General features: G+C 64.1%; 16 protein-coding genes. 5 read left to right on the forward strand and 11 right to left on the reverse strand.

The annotated features are described in order from the left end of the window. The first annotated feature begins 18 nt into the window (after positions 1 to 18). From BGK68_RS03375 to BGK68_RS03385, 3 genes are all read left to right on the forward strand, one after another. Positions 19 to 693, forward strand: coding sequence for a YajG family lipoprotein (locus BGK68_RS03375; RefSeq protein WP_143432941.1), 675 nt, complete (start codon positions 19 to 21; stop codon positions 691 to 693). Positions 694 to 864: 171 nt separating this feature from the next. Continuing rightward, positions 865 to 3,675: a valine--tRNA ligase gene (locus BGK68_RS03380; protein WP_075255926.1), complete on the forward strand. Its 2,811-nt coding sequence runs from the start codon at positions 865 to 867 to the stop codon at positions 3,673 to 3,675. A 156-nt stretch (positions 3,676 to 3,831) separates the two neighbouring features. Further along, positions 3,832 to 4,296, forward strand: a complete 465-nt coding sequence (locus BGK68_RS03385) for a DUF2147 domain-containing protein (protein ID WP_075255927.1) — start codon at positions 3,832 to 3,834, stop codon at positions 4,294 to 4,296. Positions 4,297 to 4,307: 11 nt separating this feature from the next. On the opposite strand, the gene BGK68_RS03390 is transcribed toward BGK68_RS03385, so the two are convergent. The 4 genes from BGK68_RS03390 to ruvA all read right to left on the reverse strand — a co-directional run bounded on the left by BGK68_RS03390 (position 4,308) and on the right by ruvA (position 7,472). Beyond that, positions 4,308 to 4,763 carry a YaiI/YqxD family protein gene (locus tag BGK68_RS03390; protein ID WP_075255928.1) on the reverse strand — a complete coding sequence of 152 codons (456 nt, stop codon included), beginning with the start codon at positions 4,761 to 4,763 and terminating at the stop codon, positions 4,308 to 4,310. A gap of 19 nt (positions 4,764 to 4,782) precedes the next feature. Further along, complete coding sequence (locus tag BGK68_RS03395; RefSeq protein ID WP_075255929.1) at positions 4,783 to 5,625, reverse strand: 2-keto-4-pentenoate hydratase; 843 nt, start codon at positions 5,623 to 5,625, stop codon at positions 4,783 to 4,785. 181 nt (positions 5,626 to 5,806) lie between these two features. Next, positions 5,807 to 6,862 (reverse strand): Holliday junction branch migration DNA helicase RuvB, encoded by a 1,056-nt coding sequence (gene ruvB / locus BGK68_RS03400; RefSeq protein WP_075255930.1) that lies wholly within the window; start codon positions 6,860 to 6,862, stop codon positions 5,807 to 5,809. Between the two features lie 31 nt (positions 6,863 to 6,893). Continuing rightward, positions 6,894 to 7,472: a Holliday junction branch migration protein RuvA gene (gene ruvA, locus BGK68_RS03405; protein ID WP_013232465.1), complete on the reverse strand. Its 579-nt coding sequence runs from the start codon at positions 7,470 to 7,472 to the stop codon at positions 6,894 to 6,896. 113 nt (positions 7,473 to 7,585) lie between these two features. Here ruvA and BGK68_RS03410 point away from each other — a divergent pair, with 113 nt between their 5' ends. Next, positions 7,586 to 8,527, forward strand: a complete 942-nt coding sequence (locus tag BGK68_RS03410; RefSeq protein ID WP_075255931.1) for a DUF808 domain-containing protein — start codon at positions 7,586 to 7,588, stop codon at positions 8,525 to 8,527. Here the strand turns inward: BGK68_RS03410 and ruvC are convergent. The 4 genes from ruvC to BGK68_RS03430 form a co-directional block, all read right to left on the reverse strand. Next, positions 8,524 to 9,066: a crossover junction endodeoxyribonuclease RuvC gene (ruvC, locus tag BGK68_RS03415; protein WP_075255932.1), complete on the reverse strand. Its 543-nt coding sequence runs from the start codon at positions 9,064 to 9,066 to the stop codon at positions 8,524 to 8,526. The genes BGK68_RS03410 and ruvC overlap by 4 nt on opposite strands. A 70-nt stretch (positions 9,067 to 9,136) precedes the next feature. After that, positions 9,137 to 9,538: a thiol-disulfide oxidoreductase DCC family protein gene (locus BGK68_RS03420; RefSeq protein ID WP_075255933.1), complete on the reverse strand. Its 402-nt coding sequence runs from the start codon at positions 9,536 to 9,538 to the stop codon at positions 9,137 to 9,139. Then, the gene (locus tag BGK68_RS03425; protein WP_075255934.1) at positions 9,528 to 10,847 is read right to left on the reverse strand and encodes an FAD-binding domain-containing protein; all 1,320 of its coding nucleotides are present in this window, start codon (positions 10,845 to 10,847) and stop codon (positions 9,528 to 9,530) included. Before BGK68_RS03425 ends, BGK68_RS03420 begins: the two co-directional genes overlap by 11 nt. 11 nt (positions 10,848 to 10,858) lie before the next feature. Continuing rightward, on the reverse strand, positions 10,859 to 11,038 hold the full coding sequence (locus BGK68_RS03430) for a DUF2256 domain-containing protein (RefSeq protein ID WP_075255935.1): 180 nt from the start codon (positions 11,036 to 11,038) through the stop codon (positions 10,859 to 10,861). A gap of 94 nt (positions 11,039 to 11,132) precedes the next feature. Here BGK68_RS03430 and BGK68_RS03435 point away from each other — a divergent pair, with 94 nt between their 5' ends. Beyond that, on the forward strand, positions 11,133 to 12,176 hold the full coding sequence (locus BGK68_RS03435) for a MerR family transcriptional regulator (protein ID WP_075255936.1): 1,044 nt from the start codon (positions 11,133 to 11,135) through the stop codon (positions 12,174 to 12,176). A 105-nt stretch (positions 12,177 to 12,281) separates the two neighbouring features. Here the strand turns inward: BGK68_RS03435 and purH are convergent, their stop codons facing one another. The 3 genes from purH to dusB all read right to left on the reverse strand — a co-directional run bounded on the left by purH (position 12,282) and on the right by dusB (position 15,383). Next, the gene (gene purH / locus BGK68_RS03440; RefSeq protein ID WP_075255937.1) at positions 12,282 to 13,853 is read right to left on the reverse strand and encodes a bifunctional phosphoribosylaminoimidazolecarboxamide formyltransferase/IMP cyclohydrolase; all 1,572 of its coding nucleotides are present in this window, start codon (positions 13,851 to 13,853) and stop codon (positions 12,282 to 12,284) included. 97 nt (positions 13,854 to 13,950) lie between these two features. Continuing rightward, positions 13,951 to 14,184 carry a Fis family transcriptional regulator gene (locus BGK68_RS03445; RefSeq protein ID WP_006463627.1) on the reverse strand — a complete coding sequence of 78 codons (234 nt, stop codon included), beginning with the start codon at positions 14,182 to 14,184 and terminating at the stop codon, positions 13,951 to 13,953. A gap of 176 nt (positions 14,185 to 14,360) precedes the next feature. Then, complete coding sequence (gene dusB, locus BGK68_RS03450; protein WP_075255938.1) at positions 14,361 to 15,383, reverse strand: tRNA dihydrouridine synthase DusB; 1,023 nt, start codon at positions 15,381 to 15,383, stop codon at positions 14,361 to 14,363. Positions 15,384 to 15,396 lie beyond the last annotated feature (13 nt).

Here is a 15,396-nt window from a genome sequence, read left to right on the forward strand (position 1 = left end):
CCAAGAATCAGGGGAATCATGAATCAACTTCAGATGTTCAAAGCCGGCGTCCTGCTGGCCGTTTCCATCGTACTGACCGGTTGCGCCACCAGTCGCAGCGAAATCAAGCTGAGCGAACCATCCACCGACGCTGCCACCAAGGCCGCAGTGGCATCCAAGAACAAGACGGTACTGCTGCGGGAAGTCCTGGATGAGCGCGTCTTCGAAGATGCCCCCGTGTCGCCGAGCACGCCTTCGCTGGGCTTCGAGGGCTCTGCCAAAAGCACCGCCGAGGTCAAGGCGCGGGCGATCGGTCGCAAGCGCAACGGCTTCGGCAAGGCGCTGGGCGATGTGCTGCTGGAAAATGGCATGACGGTGAGCCAGGTGATGCGCAAGAACATCACCACCAGCTTGCAACAGGCCGGCTTCAAGGTGGCAAACAGCGCCGCGGACGCAGGCGAGGCCCCCATCGTCATCGATGCCCATGTGAAGAAGTTCTGGGCCTGGTTCACCCCTGGCTTCTGGGCCGTCAGCGTGGGAACGCAGATCTCGACCGATCTGGTGGTGCAGAACAAGAGCATGCCCATCGTGATCAACATCGAGACATCGGAAAACCATATGGCGGTCACCGAAGGCGTCTGGATCGAGGACATCGACAAGGCGCTCGTGAAGTACCGCTCGGAGGCCACCGGCCGGTTCATGGACATGAACTGAACGACAGCAGCAGCAACTGCAGCTGGTTGAACAACGGGAGTCTTCGGACTCCCGTTTTGTTTCCAGAAAGAAAAATGACTGCCTATCAGCGCCCCGGCCAACGCTACGCTTGGCCGGTTTGGCGCGCCGTTCCCTTATAATGGATGGTTTCGCAAAAACACACGTCAAATCATGGAATTAGCCAAGTCGTTCGAGCCCGCCGAGATTGAGAAATTCTGGCGCGAGGAGTGGGAAAAGCGCGGTTACTTCGCCGCCACCACCGACGCGGAGAAGCCCTCGTTTTCCATCCAGCTGCCACCGCCCAATGTGACCGGCACCCTGCACATGGGTCACGCGTTCAACCAGACCATCATGGATGGCCTGACGCGCTACCACCGCATGCGCGGCTACAACACCGCCTGGATCCCCGGCACCGACCACGCCGGCATCGCCACCCAGATCGTGGTGGAACGCCAGCTGGATGCGCAAAAGATCTCGCGCCACGACCTGGGCCGTGAAAAATTCGTCGAGAAGGTGTGGGAGTGGAAAGAAAAATCCGGCTCCACCATCACCGGCCAGATGCGCCGCATGGGCGCTTCCACCGACTGGGCCCGTGAATACTTCACAATGGACCCGAAGATGTCCAAGGCCGTCACCGAAGTCTTCGTGCGCCTCTACGAACAGGGCCTGATCTACCGTGGCAAGCGCCTGGTGAACTGGGACCCGGTGCTGGGCACCGCCGTCTCCGACCTGGAAGTGGTGTCGGAAGAAGAAGACGGTTCCATGTGGCACATCAAGTACCCGCTGGCCGATGGCAGCGGCCACATCGTGGTGGCCACCACCCGTCCGGAAACCATGCTGGGCGACGTCGCCGTGGCGGTGGACCCGACCGACGAGCGCTACGCCGCGCTGGTGGGCAAGATGATCAAGCTGCCGCTGGTGGGCCGCGAGATCCCCATCATCAAGGATGAATACGTCGACAAGGAATTCGGCACCGGCTGCGTGAAGATCACCCCGGCGCACGACTTCAACGACTACCAGGTCGGCGCACGCCACAACCTGGAAATGATCAGCGTCTTCACGCTCAAGGCCACCATCAACGAGAATTCGCCCGAGAAGTACCAGGGCCTGGACCGCTTCGAGGCGCGCAAGCAGATCGTGGCCGATCTGGACGCACTGGGCCTGTTGGAACAGGTCAAACCGCACAAGCTGATGGTGCCGCGTGGCGACCGTACCGGCGTGGTGATCGAGCCGATGCTGACCGACCAATGGTTCGTGGCCATGAGCAAGCCGGCGCCGGAAGGGACCTTCTTCCCCGGCAAGTCGATTGCCGAGACCGCGCTGGAAAAGGTTTCTTCGGGCGAGATCAAGTTCGTGCCCGAGAACTGGACCAATACCTACAACCAGTGGCTCAACAATATCCAGGACTGGTGTATCTCGCGCCAGTTGTGGTGGGGCCATCAGATCCCGGCCTGGTACGACGAGGATGGCGGCATCTACGTTGCCCACACCGAAGAAGAAGCGAAGAAGCAAGCCGGTGGCAAGTCCGTCAAGCGCGATGAAGACGTGCTCGATACCTGGTTCTCCTCGGCGCTGGTGCCCTTCTCCACCCTGGGCTGGCCGGAAGAAACCCCGGACTACAAGCTGTTCCTGCCCTCCTCGGTGCTGGTGACGGGCTTTGACATCATCTTCTTCTGGGTGGCGCGCATGGTCATGATGACCACGCACTTCACCGGCAAGGTGCCGTTTGATACCGTCTACGTCCACGGCCTGGTGCGCGATGCGTCGGGCCAGAAGATGTCCAAGTCCAAGGGCAACACGCTGGACCCGATCGACCTGATCGATGGCATCGGCGTGGACGAGCTGGTGGCCAAGCGTACGGTCGGCCTGATGAATCCCAAGCAGGCGGCCAGCATCGAAAAGGCCACCCGCAAGGAATTCGCCGACGGCATCCCGGCCTTCGGCACCGATGCGCTGCGCTTCACCTTCGCCTCGCTGGCGACCCTGGGCCGCAACATCAACTTCGACCTGAAACGCTGCGAAGGCTATCGCAACTTCTGCAACAAGCTGTGGAACGCCACCCGCTTCGTGCTGATGAATACCGAAGGCCAGGACTGCGGTTTCGACGGCCACGAGAAGGGTGTCTGCGACAAGGAAAAGCTGCAGTTCTCCAAGGCCGACCGCTGGATCGTGTCGCTCTTGCAGCGGACCGAAGCCGAAGTCGAAAAGGGCTTTGCCGACTACCGCTTCGACAACATCGCCACGGCCATCTACAAGTTCGTCTGGGACGAGTACTGCGACTGGTACCTGGAAATGGCCAAGGCCCAGATCCAGAGCGGCAATGAAGCGCAACAGCGCGCCACCCGCCGCACCCTCTTGCGCGTGCTGGAAAGCGTGCTGCGCCTGGCGCATCCGGTGCTGCCCTTCATCACCGAACAGCTGTGGCAGAGCGTGGCGCCGCTGACCGATCGCAAGCCCGATCCGGCAGGCGATTCCATCATGCGCCAGGCCTATCCGCGTCCGGATCTGGAGAAGATCGATGTCGAAGCCGAAGCCTGGGTCGCCCAGTTCAAGGCCTACACCGACGCCTGCCGCAACCTGCGCGGCGAGATGCAGCTGGCGCCGTCGCTGCGCGTGCCGCTGATCGTGGAAGCCGCCGATGCGTCGGCCGTGGAATCCTTCCTGCCTTACCTGCAAGGTCTGGTGCGCCTGTCGGAAGCCACGGTGGTGCCGCAACTGCCGGAGTCGCCGGCGCCGGTGGCCATCGTCGGTGAAGTCAAGCTGATGCTGAAGGTGGAAATCGACGTGGCCGCCGAGCGTGAACGCCTGGGCAAGGAAGTCACCCGCCTGACCGGCGAGATCGCCAAGGCCAATGGCAAGCTGTCCAACGAAAGCTTCGTGGCGCGTGCGCCCGAGGCGGTAGTGGCGCAGGAGAAGGAGCGCGTCGCCAACTTCAGCGCTACGCTAGAGAAGGTGAAGGAACAACTGGCCAAGCTGAAGTAAGCCGGCCCGCTTCCTCAAAAAAGCCGCCGTCCCGATACCGGGCGGCGGCTTTTGTTTTTGTACTTGCCTTGTGCAGCGGGCTTGTCTAGACTGGATCGAATAAATTAGAACAATCGTGCTTTTTTGTGGCATCCGAATTGATAACAGGAGACAACCATGCCCCGTATTTCCTCCCCTTCCCGCCTGCTCACCCTGTCCTTGCTGGCCGCCAGCCTCTTGACCAGCGCCGCTGCCTGGGCCGACGGCTCGCCGGTCGGCCTGTGGAAGAGCATCGATGACGCCACCGGCAAGCCCAAGGCGCTTATCCGCATCAGCGAGAACAATGGCGAACTGAGCGGCAAGATCGAGAAGCTCTTCCGGGCGCCGGAAGAAGACCAGAACCCGGTCTGCCAGAAGTGCGAGGGAGACCTGAAGGACAAGCCGGTCATCGGCATGACCATCCTGTCGGGCCTGAAGAAGGATGGGGATGAGTACAGCGGCGGACAGATCATCGATCCGGCCAATGGCAAGGTCTACAAGAGCAAGCTCTCCGTCGTCGATGATGGGCAGAAGCTCAACGTGCGCGGTTATGTCGGCATGCCCATGCTGGGGCGCACCCAGACCTGGCTGCGCGAACAATAAGCGCAGGGCGCTCAGGCCGGACGTGAGGCCTTAAGCACATAGCGGTCCAGCTCACGGGCGAAGGCGCGGCCATCGCCCGCGCTGAAGGCGGCCGGGCCGCCAGTTTCCACGCCGCTGCTGCGTAGCTTTTCCATGAAATTGCGGGTGCTGAGGTGATGGCCGATGTTCTGGGCCGTATAGAGTTCACCGCGCGGATTGAGCGCCAGCGCGCCCTTGGCCACCACGTCGGCGGCCAGCGGGATGTCGGCGGTGACGACCAGGTCGCCGGGCGCAACCTGGCGGGCGATCTCGCGGTCGGCCACGTCGAAGCCGGCGGGCACCACCATGGACTTGATGTAGCGCGAAGGCGGCGTGCGCAAGGGCCGGTTGGCCACCAGCGTGACAGTGATCGTGGTGCGGTCGGCCACCCGGAACAGCATGTCCTTGATGACGCCCGGACAGGCGTCGGCATCGACCCAGATCGCCATCAGCGCAGCAGGTCCCGGCTCAGACGAAGGAGACGGTCAGGCCCGGCAGGGTCACGCCGGAGAAGGCCGTGGTCCAGGTCTGGCCCGGCTCGATGGGACAGGCGTCGGTCCAGGTGCCGGTGGTGATGATCTCGCCGGCCTGCAGCTTGCGGAAGCGGGTCTGCTTCTGCAGCAGCTGGTGCAGGTGCCACAGCGCATGCAGGGGGCTGTCCATCTCGTCATTGCAGAAACCGGCGGCGCGCAGGACGCTGGCGGACTCGGTACTGCAGGACAGGGACACGCTGGCGCTGGCCAGGATCTGCGGCAGGTGATGCCGGCTGGCCGAGGACAGCACATGCGGCTCGCCCACGATCAGGGTGCCATGCAGGCCGAAGGCGGCAATCGAGTCGGCCACGGTGAATTCCCATTTCGGGAAGGGGCAGACCACGATTTCGAAGCCGTGCGCCATCCATTCCAGGCAATCCGCCAGTTCTTCCAGCGAGGCATCCGGTGCGGGCGTCTTGCCCAGCTTGAAGACGATCTCCGGTTCGATGCGCGGTTGCACCGCGCCGGTCAGCGACTGCAGACCGTGATTGTCTTCGGCGAAGCGCACGGTGCTGTCATACATCGGCGCCCAGGTCGGGATGCGGGCATCGTCGATGATGCCGTAGCGCTCCCAGTTCTTGCGCACCACAAAACCGATCTTGCGGCCGATGGGCTGCTCGCCCTGGGCCACGCGGATGTTGCGGATGTTGTGGGCAATCTCGTAGGCGTCTTCTACCGACAGCGGCTCGGACTCGGAGATGCGCGGGATGACCTTGGACTGGGCGCGGGCATCCAGCAACTGATGCGCGTATCGAAGGGCTTGGCTCGACATTAGCATGGAGGGCTCACATCGAAAGATAGTGAATAGCTATCCATTGTCGATGACGATTAGTTTTTGCACAAGCAAAAACTCGCTTTTATATGATGTCTGACAAAAATTTCATCAGTCCAGGCGGCACTGCGCCACGCTGCTGTTCAGTTGCCGGGACAGGCGGGGCCATGCAGGCGAGCAACCGTCTTCAGCCACCCCACAGATCGCCATTGGGACTGGTGCGCGGAGCGGTCACGCCGAAGTGCTGATAGGCCGCGCCGGTGGCGATACGACCACGGGGGGTGCGCTGCAGATAGCCTTGCTGGATCAGGTAGGGTTCGAGCACGTCTTCGATGGTGTCGCGTTCTTCGCCGATGGCCGCCGCCAGGTTGTCCAGCCCGACCGGGCCGCCGCCGAACTTGAATAGCACGGCTTCGAGCAGCTTGCGGTCCATCAGGTCGAAACCGACCGGGTCCACGTCCAGCATCACCAGCGCGGCATCAGCCATCTCGCGGGTGATACGGCCCTGGCCCTTGACCTCGGCGTAGTCGCGCACGCGGCGCAGCAGGCGGTTGGCAATACGCGGGGTGCCACGGCTGCGGCGGGCGATTTCCAGCGCACCGTCCTCGACGATGGGAGCATTCAACAACCCGGCGCTGCGGGTAACGATGCGGGCCAGCTCGGGCGGGGTGTAGAACTCCAGCCGGGCGACGATGCCGAAGCGGTCGCGCAGCGGGTTGGTGAGCATGCCGGCGCGGGTGGTGGCGCCCACCAGGGTGAAGGGTTGCAGGTCCAGGCGCACCGAACGGGCGGCCGGGCCTTCGCCGATCATGATGTCGATCTGATAATCCTCCAGCGCTGGGTAGAGGATTTCCTCCACCACGGGCGACATGCGGTGAATCTCGTCGATGAAGAGCACGTCATTGGCTTCGAGATTGGTGAGCAAGGCGGCTAGGTCGCCGGCGCGCTCCAGCACGGGGCCGGAGGTCTGGCGCAGGTTCACGCCCATCTCGCGGGCGATGATGTGGGCCATGGTGGTCTTGCCCAGGCCGGGCGGACCGAACAGCAGGGTATGGTCGAGCGGCTCGCCGCGCTTGCGGGCAGCGGAGATGAAGATTTCCAGCTGGGCGCGCACCTTTTCCTGGCCGACGTATTCGTCCAGCTGCTTGGGCCGCAGGGCGCGCTCGACGGCTTCCTCGTTGGCCGAGGCCGGCGTGGCGGAGATGATGCGCTGTTCGGAAAAATCGTCGGTCTGGATGCTCATGCTCTAATCCTTGTCTGCCGCTGCCTTTGCATCAGCCCTTGGAAAGCGCCTTCAAGGCCAGCTTGATGCCGTCCGAGACGGTACTGTCCTTGGGCACCTGCTTCATGGCCAGGGTCGCTTCCTTGTCCGAATAGCCCAGCGCCAGCAGGGCGTTGAGGATGTCGGCGCTGGCGTCGCTGTGGACCACGCCGGCCACCGCGCCCAGATCGGCGCCGAGCTTGCCCTTCAACTCCAGCAGCAGGCGTTCGGCGGTCTTCTTGCCGATGCCCGGCACGCGGGTGAGGCGGCCTGCTTCCTGCAGGGTGACGGCCTGGGCCAGGTCGGCCACCGACATCCCCGAGAGGATGGATAGCGCGGTACGCGCACCCACGCCCGAAATCTTGATCAGCTCCTTGAACGTATTGCGTTCTTCGGCAGTCCCAAACCCGAACAGGATGTGCGCATCCTCGCGGATGGCCAGGTGCGTGAGCAAGGTGACCTTCTCGCCCAGGGCCGGCAGGTTGTAGTAGGTGCTCATGGGCACGGCCACTTCATAGCCGACGCCCTGGCAGTCCACCAGCAGGTTGGGGGGAAGTTTTTCGAGAAGGATTCCGGAGAGGCGACCGATCATGGCGTCAGTGGTGTGCGTGAGGTGCAGCTTCTGTGATAATCCCGGGATGATACAGCACTGTTCGGATAAACAGTATCCAAGCCCCCCTCACAGAGAGAAGACAAAGGAAAAACATGGCCGGCAGCGCCTTTTTTGCATTGATTGACGACATCGCCACCGTTCTCGACGATGTTTCCCTGATGACCAAGGTCGCGGCCAAGAAGACCGCCGGCGTGCTGGGCGACGACCTGGCCCTCAATGCCCAGCAGGTCGCCGGCGTGCGCGCCGAGCGTGAACTGCCGGTGGTGTGGGCGGTGGCCAAGGGCTCGCTGAAGAACAAGGCCATCCTGGTGCCCGCCGCCTTGGCCATCAGCGCCTTCATCCCCTGGGCGGTGACGCCGCTGCTGATGCTGGGTGGCGCTTTCCTGTGCTTCGAGGGCTTCGAGAAGCTGGCCCACAAATACCTGCCGCACGACGAAGAGCATCACGAAGTGGCCGCTACGGCTGCCGAGGACGTTGATCCGCTGATCTACGAGCAGGAAAAGATCAAGGACGCCGTGCGCACCGACTTCATCCTCTCGGCCGAGATCATCGCCATCACGCTGGGCACGGTCGCCGGTGCGTCCTTGCAGCAGCAGATCACGGTGCTGGTGGGCATCGCGCTGATCATGACGGCGGGGGTCTATGGTCTGGTGGCGGGCATCGTCAAGCTTGATGATGGCGGCCTGTACCTGGTGCAGCACGCCAGCGCCAGCGCCTGGGGGCGCGTCAAGGCCGGCATCGGTCGCGCCGTGCTGGCGGCCGCGCCGAAGATGATGCGCAGCCTGTCGGTGATCGGCACCATCGCCATGTTCATGGTCGGTGGCGGCATCCTGACGCATGGCCTGCCGTTCGCCCATCACGCCATCGAAGCGGCAGCGGTGGCAGTCGAGGGCGTGGCGGTGATCGGCCCGGTACTGGGCGCGATTGCCCCTGCGGTATTGAATGCGCTCTTTGGCGTACTCTCCGGGGCGGTGGTGCTGGTGATCGTGAAGCTGGCGCAGCGGGTGCTGTCGCTCTTCAAGAAGAAAAACTAACCGACCAGGCGCCCGCCGCGCATGCGGATGCCCTTGCGCGCCAGCGCCGGGGCCAGCGCGCCGAGGTCGGACAAGACCCCGCCCCCATGCGCGTGGCAGATCGCCACGCCCAGGGCGTCGGCGGCATCGGTGCCGGGCAGCCCGGGCAGCTTGAGCAGCCGCGCCACCATTTCCTGCACCTGCGCCTTCTGGGCGCGTCCATGGCCGGCCACGGCCTGCTTGACCTGCAGGGCCGTGTATTCGGCCACCGCCAGGTCAGCCGCCACCAGCGCACAGATCGCCGCGCCACGGGCCTGTCCCAGCAGCAGCGTGGATTGCGGGTTGACGTTGACGAATACCTTTTCGATGGCGGCACAATCAGGCGTATAGGACTTCACCACTTCGCCCACGCTGGCCAGGATGACCTTCAGGCGTGAGGGAAGATCGCCGTCCGGCGTCTTGATGGTGCCGGAAGCGATGTAGGACAGCGTGTTGCCCTGCTTGTGGATGACCCCGAAACCGGTGGTGCGCAAGCCTGGGTCGATACCGAGGATTTTCATGCCCGCCAGTCTAACCGATCAGGCGCTCAGGCAGGCGCTGGAACAGTACGCGGTCACGACGCAAGAAATGTCAGCGGCGCTCCCGGCGCATAACCCATCGCTGGAGGGCCGGACGCAGGCGCAGGAAGATGCGATAGCTGCGCTCCATCAGCCACAACATCCCTGGCAGTCGCGCCAGACGCGCCAGCCAACGCCAGCCGGGCAAGGTCCGCCACAGTTGCACGAAGGCCTCGGCGCCACTGAAGACCGCGCCGTCGTCGCGGCGCACATGAAAGCGCGCCAGCAACTGGGCGCGTGTGAGGCCCACGGGAAGTTCATCTGCCGGGATACAGGGCTGGCTGATATCACAGAAGCGCAAGGGCGCATCCTCGCCAATGCGCTGGTACAAGCCGATCTCCCGGCGGCACAGCGGACAGCTGCCGTCGTAGAGCACGGTCAGCTCGCCCCTGGAGGTGCTGCTGTCATCGCTCATCACGCCGTCCTTCGGCTGCCAGCAATTGCGCAGCCGTCTGCAGACCCTGGGTGCTGCGCCGCCACCATTGGGTAAACAGGTCGCAAGGCTTGTCCACTGGCGGGAACAATGCCGGCGGGTTCTGGCATTGCGCCCACAGCGGCAACCAGGGGGCGAGGTGGGGATCAAGCTGGCAGCGCACGCTGCGCGCTGCCTTCAAGGCGCGTCCGACGCTGGCGGCGTCGCCATGCCAGCGCAGCGCCGTCAGCTCACGCATGCGGGCGCCGACGAAGCGCCAACGGCGCTGGTCCCAAGGCCAGAGCAGGTGGAAGTCCGACAGGTACAGCCCCACCACCACGGTATCCGGGCCAAGCGTGGCGGGCAGTTCGCCCAGGCTCCAGGGATGGACCAGCCAGACATCGCGCCCCGCGACGGCCTGGGCATCGGGTGCGCAGGTGTCCAGGCTGCTGGGCGGCTCGGCCAGCAGGGCCGGTTCCTGGCAGCGCACTAGCCTGCGCACGCCCGGTTCAGCCGGAACCGGATCAGGCTGCAGAGCCAGCTCGCCCAGCGCCTCATAGCTGACGTCGAGGGCCGTGCCCGGACTGTGCCACTGCGGCGGCGCGTACTTGGCCACATTCTCGGCATTGAACAGGTAGGGCTTGTGGCTACCGGTCCCGGCCACCCATTGCCAGCTCAGGTGATTGCTGGCCAGGTCGCCGTCCAGCAGATGGCCCACCATCCAGTCCGCGCCGGCGCGCCAATGCACCTTGCGCAGATGCACGACATAGCTGGCCAGCCACATGCGGGCGTGGTTGTGCAGGTTGCCAGTGGCGTAGAGGGTGCGCACGGCCTGGTCGATGACCGGCAGGCCGGTCGCACCGGCGCGGATGTCATCAGGCAGCTCGCGCGCATAGGCGGCCTCGGGCAAGGGGCCGGCGTGCAGCGAGTCGAAGATGCGCGCTCCCCGGCGTGCCCAGACATCGCGATAGAAAGCGCGCCAGCCGAGCTCATAGACGAACTTGTGCTGGATCTCCAGCGGGTAGCGCTGGCACACCCCAGCGAGCACCTCGCGCAGGCTGACCATGCCGTGCGTCAGGTAGGGCGATAGTCCAGTGACTGCACCATCCAGGCTGTTGCGGGTGCGCGCATAGGCGCCGGGCCGCACGGCGGCAATGCGCTCGCGTGCGGCGGCCAGGGTGGGCAGCGGGGTCAGCAGGGCAAAAGAGGTCGGGGAAGCAGGGGAGGCAGAGGACACCAGAGCAGCAGGCTCGACCGCCTCCTCAGCCACGACCGTGTCGAGCAACAGATCGAATTGATGTTTCCGATACATGACGGCACTCCTCAAGGATCAGGCTGGACGCTGCGGCGGCGACGACAGGCCTCTGAACAATATTTCACCTCGTCCCAGTTCCGCGCCCAGTTGCGCCGCCAGCTCATGGGCTGACCGCAGACCGCACAAAGCTTGCTGGGCAGGTAGGACTTGTTGCCGCGATGTCCTTTGACCTGGGTTTTCGGTTTCATGACTCAGGATTCTACAGAATTATCGATTCACACTTGACTCATTGACGCAATATTGTGCGTATAATCTGCGTCAAACTTGATTCACATTGAGATCATGACCGAGCCCATCCCTACCGCCCTCACCTCTTCCACTTCCTCGTCCGATGAAAAAGGCACTGCCCCCCTGCGCCGCACCGGCGCCGTGGCGCGCATGCTGCGCATGCCGGTGGCCACCCTGCGCGTGTGGGAGCGCCGCTATGCGCTGACCCAGGGACAGTTGTCCCCCAGCGGACAGCGCCTGTATTCGGAAGCGGATGTGCGCCGGCTGGCGCTGATCCGCCAGTTGACCGAACTGGGCCATGCCATCGGCAGCCTGGCCGGGCTGGACATGGAGCAATTGCAGCAAGTCGCCGCCACCCACGCCGAACTGCACGCCGGCCGCCCCACCCCGCCGGAAGCAGTACAAGGGCGCTGGCGGCTGGCCGTGATCGGCTCCACCCTGGCGCAGCGCCTGGACAAACCCGGCCTGCTGCAACGCCTGGGGCGTCCGCTGCAATTGCTGGGGCCGTTCGAGAACATCGAACAGGCGGCGATGGCCTTGAAGCGTGACGAAGTGGACGCCCTGCTGCTGCACGAACCGCAACTGCATGCCGGCTGGCTGGGTGCACTGGAGAGTTCGGCGCCGGCATTGAGCGGACTACCGATGGCGGTGCTGTATGGATTTGCCAGCGAAGCGGTGTGCGAGACGCTGGCGGCGGTGGGCATCAGCCTGCTGCGCGCGCCGCAGCCGGACGTGGTGATCCTGCAGTGGCTGCGCGGACTGGTCGCCCTGTCTTCTCCCGCGCGCGAGGAGACAGCTGCCGGTACGGTGCTGCCACCGCGCCGCTGGAGCGACAACGAGCTCATCGCCTTCGCCAACCAGTCCACCACGGTGGCCTGCGAATGCCCGCGCCACGTCGCTGAACTGCTGATGCAGCTGTCGCAGTTCGAGCGCTACAGCGCGCAGTGCGCCAACCGCAATGTGGCGGATGCGCAATTGCATCAATACCTGCAACAACTGACCTCGGAATCGCGCCAGCGCTTCGAGATGGCCTTGACGCGGATTGCCGAGCATGAAGGCTTGATCGCAGCGGGTGCGATATCCGCCGAGCTGGGTTGAGGCACTGCGCCTTGGCCGTGCCCGGTCCGAACGGGAATCATCGCGCGGACGTGGAAAACAAAACGCCCGGCACGAAGCCGGGCGTTTTGTCTGAGCGATCGGAGATCAGTGACGGAAGTGACGGGTACCGGTCAGCAGCATCACGACATCGCGCTCATTGGCGGCATCGATGACTTCCTGGTCGCGCATGGAACCGCCCGGATGGATGACGCAGGTCGCACCCGCATCGACCACCACGTCCAGGCCATCGCGGAACGGGAAGAAGGCGTCCGAGGCCACGGCCGAACCCGCCAGGGTCAGGCCGGCGTTCTGGGCCTTGATCGAAGCGATGCGGGCCGAATCGATACGGCTCATCTGGCCAGCGCCCACGCCCAGGGTCATGCCGTTGCCACAGAAGACGATGGCATTGGACTTGACGAACTTGGCCACGCGCCAGGCGAACATCAGGTCCTGCAGCTGCTGCGGGGTCGGCTGCTTCTTGCTGACCACCTTCACATCGGCCAGCAGCACGTTCTTGGCATCCGGCGACTGCACCAGCAGGCCACCGCCGACGCGCTTGAAGTCATAGCCATTGAGGCCTGTGCCCAAGGGGATTTCCAGCAGGCGCACGTTCTGCTTGGCGGCGAAGATCTGCTTGGCCTCGGCGCTGAAGGAGGGGGCGATCAGCACTTCCAGGAACTGCTTGGCCACGGCTTCGGCCGCTGCGGCGTCCACTTCACGGTTGAAGGCGATGATGCCGCCGAAGGCCGAGGTCGGGTCGGTCTGCAGGGCCTTGCTGTAGGCTTCCAGCGGGTTGGCGCCGATGGCCACGCCGCAGGGATTGGCGTGCTTGATGATGACGCAGGCCGCTTCGGTGGCGGGGTCGAAGCTCTTGACGCATTCCCAGGCGGCATCGGCGTCGGCGATGTTGTTGAAGGACAGTTCCTTGCCTTGCAGCTGGGTGTAGTTGGCCAAGGCGCCATCGACCTTCTTGATGTCGCGGTAGAAGGCGGCGCTCTGGTGCGGGTTTTCGCCGTAGCGCATGTCCTGGACCTTCTCGAAGTGCAGGTTCAGGGTCGACGGATAGGCGCTGCGGGTGCTGTGCTGCTTGTCTTCACCCAGCGCGGTGAAGTAGTTGGTGATGGCGCCGTCGTATTGCGCGGTGTGGGCGAAGACCTTCTTGGCCAGCGCGAAGCGCTTTTCGTAGGGCAGGTCGCCGCCGGACTTCAGCTCGGCCAGCACTCCTTCATAATCGGTCGGATCGCAGATGACGATCACGTCCTTGTGGTTCTTGGCCGAGGAACGCAGCATGGCCGGGCCGCCGATGTCGATGTTCTCGATCGCGTCTTCCAGCGAGCACTCGTCCTTGGCCACGGTCTGCTGGAACGGGTACAGGTTCACCACCACCATGTCGATGGTGGGGATGCCGTGCTGTTCCAGGGCGGCGACGTGCTCGGGGAAATCACGACGGGCCAGGATGCCGCCATGCACCTTGGGATGCAGCGTCTTCACGCGGCCATCCAGCATTTCCGGGAAACCGGTGTAGTCGGCCACTTCGGTGACCGGCACGCCATTGTCGGCCAGCAGCTTGGCGGTGCCGCCGGTGGACAGGATGTTGACGCCCATGGCGGACAGCGCGCGCGCGAAATCGAGCACGCCTGCCTTGTCGGATACGGAAATGAGTGCTTGTTTGATCATGGTAGGCAAGACTGGAAAAGGAAGGGAAACCTGAAAACCGTGAAAAGGAAGCTGCATGACCGGCCGCGCCCACCCGCGTGGACGCCGGCCTGGCCGGCTACAGCAGGCCGTGCTGCTGCAATTTCTTGCGCAGCGTGTTGCGGTTGATGCCGAGGATTTCGGCGGCCTGGGACTGGTTGCCCTCGGCGCGCGCCATCACGGTCTCGAAGACCGGCTTTTCGACGGTGGCCAGCACCATGTCGTAGACATTGGTGGGAAGCTGCTCACCAAGATCCCGGAAATACTTTTCCAGGCTCTTCTTGACGACATCCTCAATACTTTCTTTGCTCATTGCGTTGCTGCTTCTGTTCTTGTCGGCACTGCCCCGTGCTTGCCAAGACGTCCCGTATTTCCCCTGAGACGCCTGTCATCGTGGCCCTGCCGTGTGGTTGATCAATTGCGCACTGCGCGCATCCGATACCCTCTTCCTGCCCTGCTCCTGCCCTGAGTGTCGCGCCGGCGTCCGGTTCAGGCCGCCAGTGCTACCTCATCAATGGCCAGGCCATATTGCAGGCGCTCGCCGAAGGCTGCCTGGCTAGCGAAGAACTGCCGCACGGCCTGCAACTGCTGCGCGCAATCCTCGATGCGGTTCATGCTGCGGCGGAATGGCTCGCCGCCCGGCAGGTCGCGCACATACCAGCCGATGTGCTTGCGCGCCGTACGCACGCCGAGGTAGTCGCCGTAGAACGCGTAATGGGCTTGCAGGTGCTCAGCCATCAGGTGTTCCACTTCGCTCACCAGCGGCGCGGGCAGGTGCTCGCCGGTGCGCAGGAAGTGATCGATCTCGCGGAAGATCCAGGGGCGTCCCTGGGCGGCGCGACCGACCATGACGGCGTCAGCTCCGGTCAGGCGCAAGACCTCACGCGCCTTTTCGGGCGTCGTGATGTCGCCATTGGCCACCACCGGGATCTTCACGGCTGCTTTCACGGCCGCGATGGTCTCGTATTCCGCCTCGCCGCTGTAGCCGTCGGCGCGGGTGCGGCCGTGCAGCGTGAGCATGGCGATGCCGGCCGCTTCGGCGCGGGCGGCGATCTTCAGGGCGTTCTTGTTGGCGCGGTTCCAGCCGGTGCGGAATTTCAGCGTCACCGGCACATCCACCGCCGACACCACTGCATCGAGGATGCGCGCCACCAGTTCCTCATCCTGCAGCAGGGCCGAACCGCACCAGCTGTTGCAGACCTTCTTGACCGGGCAGCCCATGTTGATGTCGATGATCTGCGCGCCGCGCTCGACGTTGTACTTCGCGCAATCGGCCAGCATGACGGGATCAGCCCCGGCGATCTGCACCGCCTTGGGTTCCATCTCGCCATCGTGGTTGATGCGGCGCGAGGTCTTTTCGCTCTGCCACAAGCGCGGATCGGACGCTGCCATCTCGGAGACGGCATACCCTGCCCCCAGCTGCTTGCACAGCTGGCGGAACGGACGGTCGGTCACACCCGCCATGGGGGCGGCGAACACGTTGTTGCGCAGGGAATAGGGCCCAATGTTCACGACGTGGATCAGG

Origin of the sequence: Herbaspirillum camelliae, from assembly GCF_001929405.1 — a bacterium.
GTDB lineage: Bacteria > Pseudomonadota > Gammaproteobacteria > Burkholderiales > Burkholderiaceae_D > Herbaspirillum > Herbaspirillum seropedicae.